This is a genomic window from Ferruginibacter profundus, from assembly GCF_054783275.1.
On the sequence record NZ_BAAGQW010000002.1, the window covers coordinates 828,017 to 844,021 of the forward strand.

Consider the following 16,005-nt stretch of genomic DNA (forward strand, 5'->3'; position numbering starts at 1 on the left):
ACAATTTGTTGAACGATAAATTAAGATTAGAATCCAAGGTTTACACCAAGTGCCCATGTACGCAGCGTTGGATAGTTTACGTTTGGTGCATCATACATGTTGCGGTATTTGCCCGGGTAAGGGTTATACAAATCCCACAGGTTATATCCCGACAATACAAACTTGGCATTGGAAACATGCAGTTTGGCTATCCATTCTTTTGGTAAAGTATAACCAATACTTAATGAACGTACCACACACCTGAATGTTGGCATGGTCCAGAAATCAGATGTCTTATATGCATTATCATAAAAATACTGGCTTGGATATTTACCATTTGGATTATCTGTTGAATCGTACATATCATTCAGGTAAGCCACTTGTGACCACATTGCATTAGTACTGCTGGTTCCCTGCTTTACTCTATCCAGGCTATTGTATCCACCCCAGCTTGTAGCAATCTGCGCCAAAAGGCTGAAAGATTTGTAAGAAGCGCTAAGGTTGGTAGTGATACCATAAGACCGGTTTCTTTTTACCAATTGTACATAATCCTGGTCGTCTACAATCTGGCCATTTTTATCTGCAATAGTTTGTGTAGTTGAGTTTAAAGCTCCCGCCTGGTCTTCGTAAGCAAGCATCCCTTTTTTCAAACCTGCCCTGGTGGATATATTTGCACCGCCTGCATTGTATAATGGTGTGGTACCGGCCTTGGTAGCCAAATCAGTAAGGTATGCCCAGTATGCATCAAGGTCAGCATCTGTTCTCAGCAACCCATCCCCTGTGGAAGTTTGTTTCCATGTTCTGTAGCCCCATTGTGGCCCGATCAGCGAATAGCCTTCACGTTTAGCTCCTGCATATGTTGATGGGTAATTGAAAGGAATATCTACAGCTTGTTTAACCTGGTTATCAGATATACCAAAATTCATACCTACAGAAAAATTCACTTTACCTACATGATCGTTCCAGGTGGCAGACGCTTCTGCGCCCCAGAAATTAACCGCACCAAAGTTCAGCTCAGCAAAAGCACCTCCTACTGAAATAGGAACATTAGTTGCTGTGGTCATAGATGTTAACAGATCAGTAGATGAGTTATAGTAACCGTCTAAAGTAAGTGATAAACGGTTCCTTAATAATGTAGCATCTATTCCTATATTCCGCTGTAAAGTTCTGTCCCATTTAATATCCCTGTTAGGCGTTACTTCTGGTGTAAGCCCTACGGTGTAGTTACCGCCTGCTGTACCAAAGGCCATACCCTTATCAGTTGCAGCAGAATATAATTGCATCCATTTCCAGGCTTTCACATTATCATTACCTGTTTTACCCAAAGAGGCACGGATCTTCAGATAATTGATCGCACTAAATCTTTCTTTAAAGAAATTTTCATCAGAAATTACCCAGCCTAATGATACGCTTGGGAAAAAGCCCCAGTAATTTTCCGGTGCAAATTTGCTTGATGCATCGCTACGGAAAAGGAACTGTGCAAAATACCTGTTTTTAAAACCATAGCTCACACGTCCTAAATAAGACATGGTACCACCTTCAGACCTGTTGGTAATGGTATTACCGGTATTTAAAGTTCCGGCTGATACTGATGTACCGTTATATACACCCGGCACCGGGTTATCGTAGATCTGGTAACGGTCGTCGTAAGTAACTTTTGAACGTTCTCCTGATAAGATTGCAGATAAAGTATGATCACGGTAAGTTTTATCATAGTTTACAAAAAAGTTGATCTGCTCTGATGTACCGGTTGTATTATCGTATGTAACCCTTGAGTTGGATTTATTAATAACCGGTGCATTCCAGGTTGTTGTTGTAGGAGAATACAAATGCGTATTGGCTTTATTGGTATTATTAGCCAGTAACAATGTCATCGGCAACATTATCTGTTCGGTATTACCTGCAGTAGATCCTACAGAATAGTTACCCTTAACAGATAATCCTTTGATAAAAGGCACATCGTATTGCAAGGAGAAATTGGCATTATAACTGAAAAGTTTTGTAGTGGTTTTAGAACCATTGTTTAAAAGCGCATAATAGTTCCAGTTACCCAACGAATTATTGCCACTTGCAGAACCGAGTTTGTTAGGCCCCATTGCAGGTGAAATATATTGGTTGACGCCATTAACAGTATATTGCCATGGTATATACCTGGGCATATGCAGCAACACACTGTAATCGTTTTGCTCGCCACCGCTTGCATAACCATCAGAGAAATTGATCTTTGTAAATGATTTTTCCAGGTTGGAATTGTTGGCTGAAATTGTAGCAGAGAATTTCATGCTGTTCATCACCTTTACATCAGTACCAGACCTGAAAGTCCACCTGCCAAAATCCTGTGACCCTAAATTAGCTCCCTGGTTATAATAAGATCCGCCTGTAAAATATGTGGCCCTGTCGGTACCACCACTTACATTAATAGAATGTTGCATAGCGCCTGCGCTATTCCAGTCATTGTGTAACCAATCGTAATTGAGGTTACTCATACTATCTAACTCTGCAGCTGAAAAATAAGTATCGGCACTGGTGTTACCAGAAGCCCTGTTAAACCTGTTTGCAAAAATGCCATATTCTCTCGCATTCATTACTTTGCTATGACTTACGGCATCGTTGGTTTCAAATTTACCTGAATAAGTTATTTTAGGGGTCCCCAGTTTTCCTCTTTTTGTTTTTACCACAATTGCACCCTGGGAAGCACGTGTACCATAGATAGCAGCACTTGCATCACGCAAAACAGTGATACTTTCCACTTCTGACAGATCGAGCAAATTAAATTTATCCAAAGTTGGAAGATTAGTAGCAGGATCTATCTGTACCACATCATCAATAATGATCAATGGTATTGTTCCGCCACCATCTTTACCCCAGTTAAATTGCTGGCGGATACTCACTGTTGCCATAGCACCCGGACGTTGACTTCCCCCCGACACATTCACACCAGGCACCTGTCCCCTCAACATTTCTGTGAGCGAAGCAACCGGCAGGTCTTCCATTTTTTTAGTATTTACTGTAGCTACTGAACCTGTAACTGCCTTAACTCTTTGCGTACCATATCCTATCACAACCACATCATCCAATTGTTTGGTATCTTTTTGCAGCGTAATAGTAATGGATGTTTTTGTTCCAACTGTAATTTCCTGGTAAGCAAATGTGGCGCTTGAAATTTTAAGCACCGATTCCTTTGCAGGAACAACAATGGAAAACGCTCCATTCTCATCTGTAACAGTACCAACAGTACTTCCTTTAATACTGATATTTACTCCCTGCAATGGTTTGCCTTCGGCATCCATTACTTTACCAGTAACGGTTTTTTGCTGTGCAAATAATATGCAGCTAAGCAGTAGAAAAAATTGAAGGAGCAAGGCCTTCTTTAAAAAGTGCTTTATCATATAGCTTTGGTTTAAAAAAATTAAGATCGTTGTATAAAATTAGTTTTGTGATTGTTTAGCGTCTTTTGCTGCCTGGATCCTTTTTGCCCAATCTTCTCCTTCTTTCTTCATATCATACCCGGCGGCAGATAAATAATTATTGATCCTTCCCTTGTATTTTCCAAACACCGCATGTTTTTTATCACTGCTGCCTTCATCCATCGCCAGTTCTCTTGCTTCCAGCAGCCAGGCGTACATTTTATCTTTTTGCTCCTGGGTAAGGCGGGGAATCATTTCTAAATAAGCCGTCCATGTTACAGGCAAAATACTGTAGGTCATACCGTCTTTTACTTTTTCTACCTGGGCAACTGTAAGTGTGGTATTTAATTGAGCAACAAACTTTTCGTGAAGCTGCTTTAAGGCCGTTGTTTTTTTTTCTTCTTCAGCTTTAACTGCAGCATCGGTAACTTCTTTTTCCTGTTGTTTTGCTTTTATTGCAGTTACCGCGGCTTTGCTATTATCCTGTATTGTATTTAGTTGTGTATACTGCTCAATTAATTGTTGTTGTACTTTTTTATATAGTGCATCATTGGTAATACCCAATGTGTTCACAATTTTTGCTGTGCGTTCTGCCAATACTTTTTGATACGCTGTATCAACCTGTTGAGCTGTAGCGCACAGGCTGCATACCATTACGGCCAGTAATACTACTGATCTTATTGAAAAAAAACGGAGTGAGAAAGGGACTGAAAAACTTTGTTTGCGCAAAGCAGCAATCAAAGATTGTATATCCACAGTAACAAGCTTGAACCTTTTCATGTAGCGCATTTTAAATCGTTAGAAAATGAACGGAACCCAATATTCATTTATCTGCCTAAAGGTACAGGTGCACACAAGGGGGAACAATGTAAGGTTTTGCTATAAAGATGTACAATTTTACTATTTATAAAAAAAGAAAGCAGCATTATAAACGGCCGGGAGTGCTGCTATTCAGCTATCTTCAACGCAATCGTTCCCGAAATCAATCCGGATGCTTTTGCAGTTAATGTACTATTTCCCTTTTTTGCAGACGATCGTACTATGGCAAGGGCCATACCTTTCCAGGCCTGCCTTTGCGGACTGGAAAAAGAAATGGTATCTGCCTGGTATCCATTATCGGTTGCGGCGATGTTTGCGTTGCCTGTGATGGAGAAAGTGATCAGATTATTTGCATCGGGAACTGTATTACCATCCTTATCTACAATTCTTGCCGTAATAAAAGAAAGATCTTTTTCACCCGCATGAATTATTTTCCTATCTGCTGTCAATTCAATTTTTACGGGAGCGCCGGCAGTTTTAATTTCTTCTATTAATACGGTCCTGCCATTTTTCATGGAAACCGCTTTTAATGTACCTGGTGCAAAAGGTACCCGCCACATTACGTGCAATGCATCCGTTGCTTTTTTCCTGGTGCCCAACGATTTGCCGTTAAGAAATAATTCCACTTCATCTGCATTGTTATAATAAGCCCAGACATCTGTTGTATCTCCCGCTTTCCAGTTCCAATGCGGAAAAATATGCAGCACCGGTTTGTTGGTCCATTCACTTTGATACATATAATATACATCTTTTGGAAAACCGGCCAGGTCAACAATACCATAGTAAGCACTACGTGCCGGATATTGATAGGGAACAGGTTCTCCTAAAAAATCAAAACCACTCCATACAAAAGTACCTGCTATAAAATCACGCTTTTTTACTGCCAGCCATGCTTTTTCGTGCGTATTGCCCCAATAGGCATAGGTATTATCGTAGGCAGCGCAGGTAAGGTCTTTATTACCCGTAAAGGTATCCTGTACTTTATAATTGGGTGGCCAGATGCGATTGGTATCGGAAGGAAATTGATACACTCCCCTTGTTGCCAGACCAGACACTGTTTCTGATGCAATAAATTTCTGGCCGGGAAAACGTTGCGGTAAACTATCGTAATCGTAATCTTTGTAATTAAACCCTAATACATCCAATGCATTGGATTGTGCAATGAAATTCTTTTCTAAAAAAGTTTCGGTCATGGCAGATGTAACAGGACGTGTAGGATCAATACGCTTTACAATATCCGCTAATTCTTTTGCCATTACTTTTCCTGACGAATCAAACTGCTCTCTTATTTCATTACCAATGCTCCACATAAAAACAGAAGGATGATTCCTGTCTCTCAGCACCATATTTTCCAGGTCTTCTTTATACCATTCTTTAAAATCTTTGCTGTAATCAAATTTATTTTTCTTTTTCTGCCACATATCAAATGCTTCATCCATTACTAAAAATCCCATCTTATCACAAAGGTCTAAAAATTCCGGTGCAGGTGGATTGTGTGCCGTACGGATGGCATTGCAACCCATCGCTTTTAAAATCTGCAACTGTCTTTCTGCCGCTCGGTAATTGAATGCGGCACCTAATGCACCCAGGTCGTGGTGCATGCAAACCCCTTTTATTTTTAGTGGTCGGTTGTTGAGGAAGAAACCGTTTTTGTTATCGAATTGAATGGAGCGGATACCGAAAGTAGTTTCATATTTGTCAATCACTTTACCTTTACTTACAACACGGATTACAGCCTTATATAAATAGGGTTTACTTACTGACCATAAATTATGATCGTATATCGAAGTTGAATAATTATAGACTAATCTGTCACCTGAAAAATTAATTATGGTATCGCCAAAATCACCCCCACTCGAAACAATTTTATCATTTGCATCATAAATATCAAACAAAAGTAAAAAAGATTTAACCCCTTTCTGAGTGCTATTTATTACTGTGCTAAAATTTATCTTCGCCTGTTTTGCATACAATTTTGTTGTAGTAACAAATACTTCTTTACGATCAATATATGCATATGAATCATCAAAAACCAATCTGACACTTCTATAAATCCCACTTCCACTATACCATCTTGAATTTGGTTGTTGCGAATTATCAACCTTAACTGCAATAATGTTTTTATCATTCACCCATTTTAAATAAGGTGTAAGATCATATTGAAAAGAAATATATCCACTTGGGCGTTTACCTAAATAATGTCCATTGATCCATACTTCGCTGTTTCTATACACGCCGTCAAATTCAATACTTACATTTTTATTTTTTGAAGATACGGGAACCGTAAATGTTTTTCTATACCAACCAATACCACCGGGTAATGCGCCCCCCTGGTTAGTAGCAGGATGATCTTTTGAAAAATTACCTTCAATGCTCCAGTCGTGTGGCAAATTTACAATTCGCCAGGAAGCATCGTTGTAGTCTTCATTAATTGCAGCACTGTCGTTACCCAAATAAAACTTCCAATCGTTATTAAAATCAATGGTTTGGCGAACCTGTGCCTGCAATTCATTACACAGCAAGATGACAATTACAAGCAGGAATTTTCGTTTCATTTTTACCACAACTGATGTACAAAAGGTTTAATAAATTTTTCGTACACATCCTGCACTGCTTTTAATTGCTCCGCAGTAAAATCAGGCACCTTAAATGCACTGAGGTTAGAATCTACCTGTGCTACATTGGAAGCGCCGGGGATGATACAACTCACTGCATCAAATTGCAATATCCATTTTAATGCAATAGGCGCTAAATTAGTCTGGCCCGGAAAAATAGCTTTTAATGCATCTACTGCTGCAAGGCCCGTTGCATAATCAATACCACTAAATGTTTCGCCTTTGTCAAAGGCATCACCATTGCGATTGAACTGGCGATGATCGCCTGCTGTAAAATTTGTTGCAGCAGAAAATTTCCCGGTAAGCAAGCCACTTGCCAATGGCACCCGTACAATTATGCCTACATTCTTCTTCTTTGCTTCGCTGAAGAATAATTGCGAAGGCCTTTGCCTGAACATGTTGAAGATAATCTGTACTGTAGTTACATTATCATATTCCATCGCTTTCAATGCTTCCTCCACTTTTTCAACACTCACTCCCATGTGCTGTATTTTTCCTTCTTTCTTTAATTGTTCAAACAATTCAAAAATTTCCGGACGATAATAGACTTGTGTTGGCGGGCAATGCAATTGTACCAGGTCCAGTGTTTCCAATTCCATATTGGTTAAACTGTTTTCTACAAATTTCCGTAACACCTTCACCTGGTATGCTTCACTGGTATGCGGTTGTAATTGCCTGCCGCATTTGGTGGCTACATAAATTTTTTCTTTGCGGCTCTTTATTAACCTGCCTACAGCTTTTTCACTATCGCCATTGCTATATACATCAGCAGTATCAATAAAATTGATGCCGCTGTCAATAGCTTTATTTAAAATTTCATCTGCATTGGTATCGCTGAAGTTATCGCCCCACTTACCACCTACCTGCCAGGTACCTAAACTGATGGCTGAAATTTTTAATCCTGTTTTTCCTAATCTCCTGAATTCCATTTTATATTCTTTTATCTGTATAATTTTTCTAACTTACCTTGCTGCCTTTTGCACCTTTCGTTCCTACGGAACGATTATGCGGTCAACTATATTTTGTACCCACACTATACACCTACGGCACTGCAAAATATTTTCCTACTGAATATCCAGGCCGGATATGCCCACTCCTGTTGCATCATCAGCAACAATTCTTATCCTGTAATTTCCTGCATTTATCATCGAACCTGTAGTAGTGGAAATATAATTCCACTTTCCTGGCTTAGCCGGTGTAAATGTAATTTTTTCATTCTTGATTACTGTTCCATCTGCCATAATTATTTGCAAGGTACCGGAAAGATCTTTTTCTGCAGGATTGGAATAGCGGATGTTTAAAGAATAAATATCTGCGGCGCCGATATTGATTTTCCATTCCACAGCCGTTTTATTTTTATTAAAAGTGATGGTCTCTTTTTCATTGATCATTGATTTGATCAGGCTATCGCCAATTAATGTTGCAGTGGCCGGGCGGTAAGATGTTGTTGGTTTTAGGTCGTACGCAGGCTGCATGTGGGTAACCGGTTGCATACAAACGATAATGTTTGAGTTGGCATTGACTGTCATTGTATCATCCTTCGAAAATCTTTTTTTATACACATTGTATTGCGTTCCGCCATTTTCATCAGTAATAATTTGTGTGTTGGTATTGTCAAATCCTTTTAACAAAACCGTGTCAGTAAAATTATTTTTTTCTGCAACAAATAAATCGGATAACTCATCAGCCTGAAATGCGATTTTTTTAGATTCATTCCGGGAAAGCAATCTTACCCAATCGGCTCCAAACAAATTTGGAGGTAATGAATTAATTTGTATATGCTCATTTACAAATATTTCATCGCCTGTATCTAACCAGTGGTTCCTGATAGCCGTACTGCTTCTTTTAGTTGCTGTTCTGGAACGTTGCCAATTTCCTTTTCTTGCAATGGCAATTGCTGATATTATTGCCTCCCCCGCTTTAGATTGAGGGAATGAAACAACTAATTTATTGTCTGAAATCTTTACAAATACTGATCTTTTCAACACCGCATTCGGGCCAGCCTCATCCCAGATATCCAGAGCTTTGATGACTGTTTTATTATTTACGGCAACATCAAATAAACGCATCCCTTTTGCATTTGTACTTCCGCCAATTCCGATCCATGGTTCAATAAAATATAATTCCACAACATATTCTCCCGGTTCTATATCAAATTCAAACTTCAGTTTATCTTTTCCATACCTGAATGTTTGAAATAATTTCCAATCTTTTGTATTTTTTATGGGCGAAAAAATTCTTCTTTGGCTGACGAAAAATGAAGGCATCCCCTTAAAATCATTCGTCCAGGAAGTTGAGCCATGCCCCGTAATTTCCGGATCAAACATTCTGTCCTCCCGCCAGGTATTTCCATTGCCATCTTTATACTCCGGGCCGCCACAGTTTATCCGGTATACATACTGATACCCGTTCTGTGGTTTTGTTATTGGTTGGGCAGCCGTATATAATTTATTAAAATTTGGCGATTGTGGTAAATGAAATAATGTTATAGTGTCTCTTGCCACTGCTTTTCCATTTACATAACCCACGGCATATAACACATTGTACCTGATGTTTACTTTGTCCCATTGAAAATGTGTGCCAATACCGTTTCTTTTTTTTCTGCCCAATGATGCATTATCAATATCATTAAACAACTCCACTTCATCACAATTGGAATATACAATGATGCTGTCTTTTATACCCGGTGTCATCCAGCGGTTGGGCCAGGTATGCGAAACGATATACAGCATCGGGTCTTTTTCTTTAGGCGCATAATTACTGCGGAACATGTAATACGCATCTGTTGGTTCTTCCCATGGCGTAAGCAACCCTTTATAATTCACCGGGCCAATCCTGTCCGGCTCCCTTAATCCTTCGCCCCCCTGCACTCTTCCCGGGTTATCGTGCGAAGTGAGCAACCAAAAAAATTGCCCGGCCACACTATCTTTTACAGTTTCTGCCAACCGGATTTTTTGTTCCATCAATAGCGTCATCCTGTCTTCACTTAAAATGCCGTTTTGCACAAAGCCACCTTCGCTATGCAGGTCTAATGTGCGCCATGCACCATATTCGCCTACTAAAACCTGTTTCTTTAAATCATTGCCATAGGTAGCAGGATTACCGCCATAAGTACCCGTCCAGTTTTGCGGTACATCCCAATCGGTTCCTTCGCCGCCATTGCAGGTGGTTACCAAACGTTGTGCTGATGCAGTGGGATCGAGTGAACGGATCAATGCAGTACATTCTGCCGCAAAATCTTTCGGTAGTTTACTTTCATTTTGTAAGCCCCATAAAATTACAGCAGGGTCATTTCTTCTTTCAATCACCCATTCCCTTAATAAAGCTTTAAAATTGTCCCTGAATGCTTTTGTATCGTACCAGATATGTGCACTGAATTGTGTCCACCATAAAATCCCTTTTTCATCACACAGTTTTCCATACAATAAATTATGTGGCTGGTGTGCATCACGAAAAGCATTGAAGCCGGCAGACTGTATCCATTTCATCCGGGCAATAATTTCTTCATTGCTAAAGGCATGGCTTTGCCCGAGTAAATGTTCATACTCAGCAATACCATTAATAAAAACCGGTTTATCGTTTAATATAAACTGATGCGATGCTGTTTTAAAATTGATAGTGCGGAAACCAAAATCAGTTTCAGCCTTATCAATGATGAGATTATTTTGCCTGATAAGCGTAACAATTTTATAGAGATATGGATTTTCTACACTCCACAGGTTGGGGTTACTTACGGCAATATTATTTTGTAAAACAGTAATGGAATCTTTTGATTTTACTACCTTGTGTAACGAAACTTCCTTTATTACTTTTCCTGCAGCATCTACCAATTGATTAACTATACTAACATTCCTGCTTTGTGATGAATAATTTTTTAATGTAGTATTTACACATAATAACGCCTCATTATTTTTTATTACAGCCCATGCATGAACGCCAAATGGTTCAATACGCACTTCATTGGTAACAATTAAATGCACGGGGCGAAAAATGCCCATCGGCTGGGAGCCTTCAGAGAAACCTCTTTCATCACTGCAACCACCGCAAACCCAGGGCAGGTCTTTGATGTTTGCAGGATGGGCAACCTGCACCAGCAGATCATTTACATGCCCGTTTTTATTTATTGCATCAGTAATATCAATGGTAAATGTTGTTCTGCCACCGGCATGTGTACCAACCAGTTTGTTATTTACCAATACCGTGGCATACGAATTTACACCTTCAAAAAAAAGAAATACCCTTTTGCCTTTTGCTGATGATGGCGTAGTAAATGTTTTTTTATACAATGCATCGCCATGAAGATTACCATGCAATAATCTTCTATAGCCATAGTAATCATCCCGGTTATCCGGAAGATTTACCTGCTGCCATTGACTGCCGTTGTTTAAAGACGTTGCCCAGTTGTTATTAAGGTTGATATCTTTTCTTTGTGCGGATGCCGGGAAAAAGAGGAAGATGAAGAAGATATTCCATAGCGATACACAAAGGGTTAAACGGAGGTGCATGGAGATGACCTGGTGACTCTCTGTGTTTCTTTGTGCATCTCTATATAACAATTCTCTTCTGCTCATCATTTAAGTTCTCCATTAAATCTATACACTCCATTTTTTACAGTAGCCATATTTTTTACCACATCATTATATCTCAATAACAATGGCATTCCTGCTTTCGACGTAATGACCAATGATACTAATTTTCCATTTTCCCATTTTATATCCATCACAAATCCACCTCTTGCACAAATACCTTTTACTTCTCCATCGGGCAATGCATCAGGCAATGCAGGAAGAATGTCGATGTATTTGGTATGCGACTGTAATAACATTTCACCAATACCGGCTGCAGCTCCAAAATTACCATCAATCTGAAATGGCGGATGTGCATCAAATAAATTAGGGTAACTGCCAGCGTTAGTACCTGCAGGCGTTAATAACATTTTGATCATTTTATAAGTGTGGTCCCCGTCTTTAAATCTTGCCCAGCAATTGATCTTCCACCCCAGGCTCCAGCCCGTAGCCGCATCGCCACGGTACAATAATGATTGTCTTGCTGCTTTCATCATTGCAGCGTTATCTTCCCAGTTAATTTCATTGCCCGGATACATTCCCCATAAATGAGAAATATGGCGATGCTTGTTTGATGTATCATCTACATCTTTCATCCATTCCTGCAATTGCCCGTACCTGCCAATTGTATTTGGAGCTATCCGGTTGTATTTTTCCTGCAATGTATTTTGCAATGCCACATCCGTATTTAAAACTTTGGCTGCGGCAATTACATTTTTAAATAATGCTCTTATGATCTGGTGGTCCATTGTTGGTCCCGCCACCAGCCCCCCCTGTTCAGGTGAATTGGAGGGTGCACTGATAAGATATCCTGTTACAGGATCTTTCACCAAGAATGAATTGAAGAACAAAGCTGCTTCCTTCATTACAGGATAGGCTTTGTTTTTTAAAAAATTCTTATCCTGTATAAATAAATAATGTTCCCATAAATGCTGACATAACCAGGCACCCCCTGTAACCCATATACCATGGTTGGAAGCGTTGATGGCGGCCGTACCCCTCCATATATCTGTGTTGTGGTGTAATACCCAACCCGGTGCGTTGTAATATTCCTTGGCGGTTTCTTTTCCTGTTTGCGCTAATTCTCCAATCATATCAAACAGCGGTTGATGCATAGGCGAAAGATTCAACAATTCTGCCGGCCAGTAATTCATTTCGGCATTGATGTTGGTGGTGTACTTACTGCCCCAAGGCGGCGTTAACAGGTCATTCCAGATGCCTTGTAAGTTGGCAGGCCTGGTGCCGGGGCGTGAGGATGATATCAATAAGTACCTGCCGTATTGCTGATACAATGCAACAAAGGAGGGATCAATTGATGATGCAAATAATTGAAGACGCTTGTCAGTTGGCAATAGCTCCGCTTCATTCCTTCCCAGGTTGATAGAATAGGTATTAAAGTATTGCTGGTATTCTTTTATGTGTGCTGCTTTTACCTGGTCGTATGTTTTTGTTGCCATACTTTTTAATGCACTGGTACATGGTACCAGCGGATCGGCAGAAACATCTTTGTAATTTTTATAGTTGGTGCCTGCTGTTAAATATACTGTGGCTTCATCCGCATCGGCAATTACTATTTTACTATCATTACTATTTAAAGTACCTCCGGTGATTTTTATTTGCAAATAACTTTCGCCGCGTAATACGCCATTTCGTACTTTAACGGAAAGGGCAATGGTGTTATTATTTATTTTCTGTACTGTAAAATTTTTATGCGGACTGCTCAACGATGCATCGAAATTAATACTGTGTTTTTGTGATGCCGTTAAATGAATTGCCATTACCTGGTTGGGCTGGCTGATAAAATACTCTCTCCTGAAATCGATATTGTTTACTGAAAAGGATGTTGCCGCTACTGCGTTTGTAATATTTAATTCACGCTTATAATTCGTAGCCCCTGTAGTATTTTTAAAATGCAAAAAAAGATCTCCGAATGGCTGATAGCTGGCCTGGTATGCCCCGGCTGCCGGTGGTTCGTCGTTCTGAATAAAATATTTCCATTGACCGTTTAATGAAATGGTATCTAAACCCTCCACTGCAGGATAAATACTAATATGCTTTGTGGTGTCTTTATAGCCTGCAATACCGCCCTTATCAAAATAATTGAGTACCTGCACTGCAATTACATTTTTGCCTGCATGTAAAAGATTAGCTGCTACCAGGTATTTTCTTGGGTCACCATTTTGTTGCGAGCCAACCAGTTTTCCATTAACATAAGTAAGGTCATAATCCCTTATCCTGTTTAAATCCAACACAAACATTCCTGAATGCGTACCTATCCATGAATCAGGTAATTCAAAACTGGTACGTAACCATACGGCACCGTCTAATCCTTCAAAGCCTGCTGCTTCCCAGCCATCGTAAGAAGGTACCTGCATTGTTTTCCATTTGCTGTCATCAAAATTTTCCAGTGCAGGATTTCCATTGATCCCTTTCAGTGATAACATATTTTTAGTCCAGGCTTCTTTCTTCCCCTCTTCACTTTTAGTGCCCATAAATTCTTTTTCTGCCAATGCTTCTGCTTCCTTTTGTTTACCTGCAAATAACAAATGGCGAATGCTGTCTAAATATTTATACGCATCGTGTTTATTGTAATCTCTTGGGCCGCCTGTCCACAATGTTTCTTCATTAAACTGAATGCGGTCCTGTTCAATACCACCGAATACCATAGCACCGATCCTTCCGTTACCGAGCGGCAAAGCTTCCGTCCATTTAACGGCAGGTTGCTTGTACCACAATTTTAAGTCTTGTGCAACCAGAAACTGTGTACCTGTTATGAGTGCACCTGCAAGCAGATATTTTATTTTATTTCTTAACATCTTTAAATTGTATCGCAGAAAAAAAGAGATACAAGAAACTTCGCAAAGACACTCTGCGTTAACTCCTTTTCTCTCTTTCCCTGCGGTAGAAAACTCATTTTTTCACTTCATCACCGTACACTACCGCAGCCTCCCCCAATTCGTTATTCAATAATTTTACATTTTTAGTTTCAGTACCGTTTATAGCTGCAAATATTTTTGTTCCGTTAAATGGCCAGCAGTTACGCAATAAAATATCCTGCACATTATTCAGTTTTATTAAGGGCACATCAGCAACGGGCTTTGCCGACGTTAAGCCATCGATATCCAGGCGCTGTGTTTTATCTACTGTTAACGCACTACCGGTTTTGGTATTCACCCTTACATTATGCAATTCAATATCTTTTGCGTTCTTAATTACTATACCTGTTTCGGCTTCAAATACGCAATCATTTAAACTGATTTCCTGCACGGGCATTTCATCCAGACCGTTGATGTACATGGCCTGCTTTGTATAAGCAGTAATATTGCTCAACCGTATATTCCTGAATTGCGGCGTACGCTCACTAACCGGTTCGGCTGGTGCCCTTGTATATTGCATGTCCAACACAATGGCCTGTTGTTTTATGTTCTTCATCACAATATTATCCACACGAATATCTTCTACGATACCTCCACGGCCTCTTGTTGTTTTAATCCTGATGCCTCTGTCTGTTCCGTCAAATACACAATTGGTGATCACAATCTTTTTTACACCACCACTCATTTCGCTTCCTATCACCACGCCACCGTGGCCATTGAGCATCGTGCAATTGGTGATGGTATAATTTTCTGCAGGCATATTTTTTGTTCTGCCCGGCAGGTCTTTTCCCGATTTAATAGTGATGCAATCATCGCCTACACTGATATGACAATTGGATACATGTACGTATTTGCAGGACTCTGCATTGATACCATCTGTATTCGGTGATTTCGGATTATCTATTGTTACTCCGTTTACAGTGATGTTTTCACAAAACTCCGGGTTGATCGTCCAGAAAGGTGAGTTAGTAATAGTGATCCCTTCTATCAGAATATTTTTACAATACATCGGCTGTATAAACGGCGGACGCAAAAAACCTCTTTTTGTTTGTGCAGAATCATCAGAGAGTATAATATCTTTATTAGCAGCATCAAATGCCAGCTGCCATTTATTTCTTGGCTGGTCTTTGGGAAAGTTCAATACATAGTCCCACCATTTTTTTCCGTGGCCGTTTATTTTACCTCTTCCGGTAATGGTAATATTTTCTACTTTCCAGGCATAGAACAATGGAGAAAAACTTTTCAGGTCAACGCCTTCGTAGCGGCTTTCCACCATCGGCAGATAATCATCAAAATCATCACTGAAATGTAATTCTGCACCGGCATCTATAAAAATAACAATGTTACTTTTTAAATGTATCGGCCCTGTTAAATATTTCCCTGCAGGAAAATACACGGTACCTCCACCTGCTTTTGAAGCCGCATCAATGGCTTTGGCAATAGCCGCAGTGGCTTTGGCACTGCTGTCTTTTTTTGCGCCGTATTTTGTTACGTCGTAAAATTGCTGTGCGTGGGTTGTACTTGCACAACAAAGCACTACAAGCATTAGAATAATTTTTTTCATTCTTATATTTTAAAACTGTTTGCCCAAACCCGACGGCTATCAGCCCCGTCGGCGGTTGATTAAGAGGCATCCTTCATTTAACCGCCGTCAGGGTTTGCAACCGCTGACGGCGGTTACAACCGCTGACGGGGTTACAACCGCTGACGGGGTTACAACCGCTGACGGGGTCACAACCGCTGA

The 16,005-nt window shown here is 40.0% G+C and carries 7 protein-coding genes; all 7 read right to left on the minus strand.

The genetic code is table 11. The features are described from left to right. Positions 1 to 26: 26 nt before the first annotated feature. The 7 genes from ACYVM0_RS13710 to ACYVM0_RS13740 all read right to left on the minus strand — a co-directional run bounded on the left by ACYVM0_RS13710 (position 27) and on the right by ACYVM0_RS13740 (position 15,825). On the minus strand, positions 27 to 3,368 hold the full coding sequence (locus tag ACYVM0_RS13710) for a SusC/RagA family TonB-linked outer membrane protein (RefSeq protein WP_460557905.1): 3,342 nt from the start codon (positions 3,366 to 3,368) through the stop codon (positions 27 to 29). A 39-nt stretch (positions 3,369 to 3,407) separates the two neighbouring features. Continuing rightward, complete coding sequence (locus tag ACYVM0_RS13715; RefSeq protein WP_460557906.1) at positions 3,408 to 4,166, minus strand: DUF3826 domain-containing protein; 759 nt, start codon at positions 4,164 to 4,166, stop codon at positions 3,408 to 3,410. Positions 4,167 to 4,333: 167 nt separating this feature from the next. Next, entirely contained in the window at positions 4,334 to 6,760 is a 2,427-nt protein-coding gene (locus ACYVM0_RS13720) for a glycoside hydrolase family 2 TIM barrel-domain containing protein (RefSeq protein WP_460557907.1), read from the minus strand. A 2-nt stretch (positions 6,761 to 6,762) separates the two neighbouring features. Further along, the gene (locus ACYVM0_RS13725; RefSeq protein ID WP_460557908.1) at positions 6,763 to 7,749 is read right to left on the minus strand and encodes an aldo/keto reductase; all 987 of its coding nucleotides are present in this window, start codon (positions 7,747 to 7,749) and stop codon (positions 6,763 to 6,765) included. 135 nt (positions 7,750 to 7,884) lie between these two features. Then, positions 7,885 to 11,394, minus strand: a complete 3,510-nt coding sequence (locus ACYVM0_RS13730; protein WP_460557909.1) for a malectin domain-containing carbohydrate-binding protein — start codon at positions 11,392 to 11,394, stop codon at positions 7,885 to 7,887. Further along, positions 11,391 to 14,201 (minus strand): glycoside hydrolase family 95 protein, encoded by a 2,811-nt coding sequence (locus tag ACYVM0_RS13735; RefSeq protein ID WP_460557910.1) that lies wholly within the window; start codon positions 14,199 to 14,201, stop codon positions 11,391 to 11,393. Before ACYVM0_RS13735 ends, ACYVM0_RS13730 begins: the two co-directional genes overlap by 4 nt. Positions 14,202 to 14,295: 94 nt before the next feature. After that, positions 14,296 to 15,825 (minus strand): glycoside hydrolase family 28 protein, encoded by a 1,530-nt coding sequence (locus ACYVM0_RS13740; protein WP_460557911.1) that lies wholly within the window; start codon positions 15,823 to 15,825, stop codon positions 14,296 to 14,298. Positions 15,826 to 16,005: the final 180 nt, after the last annotated feature.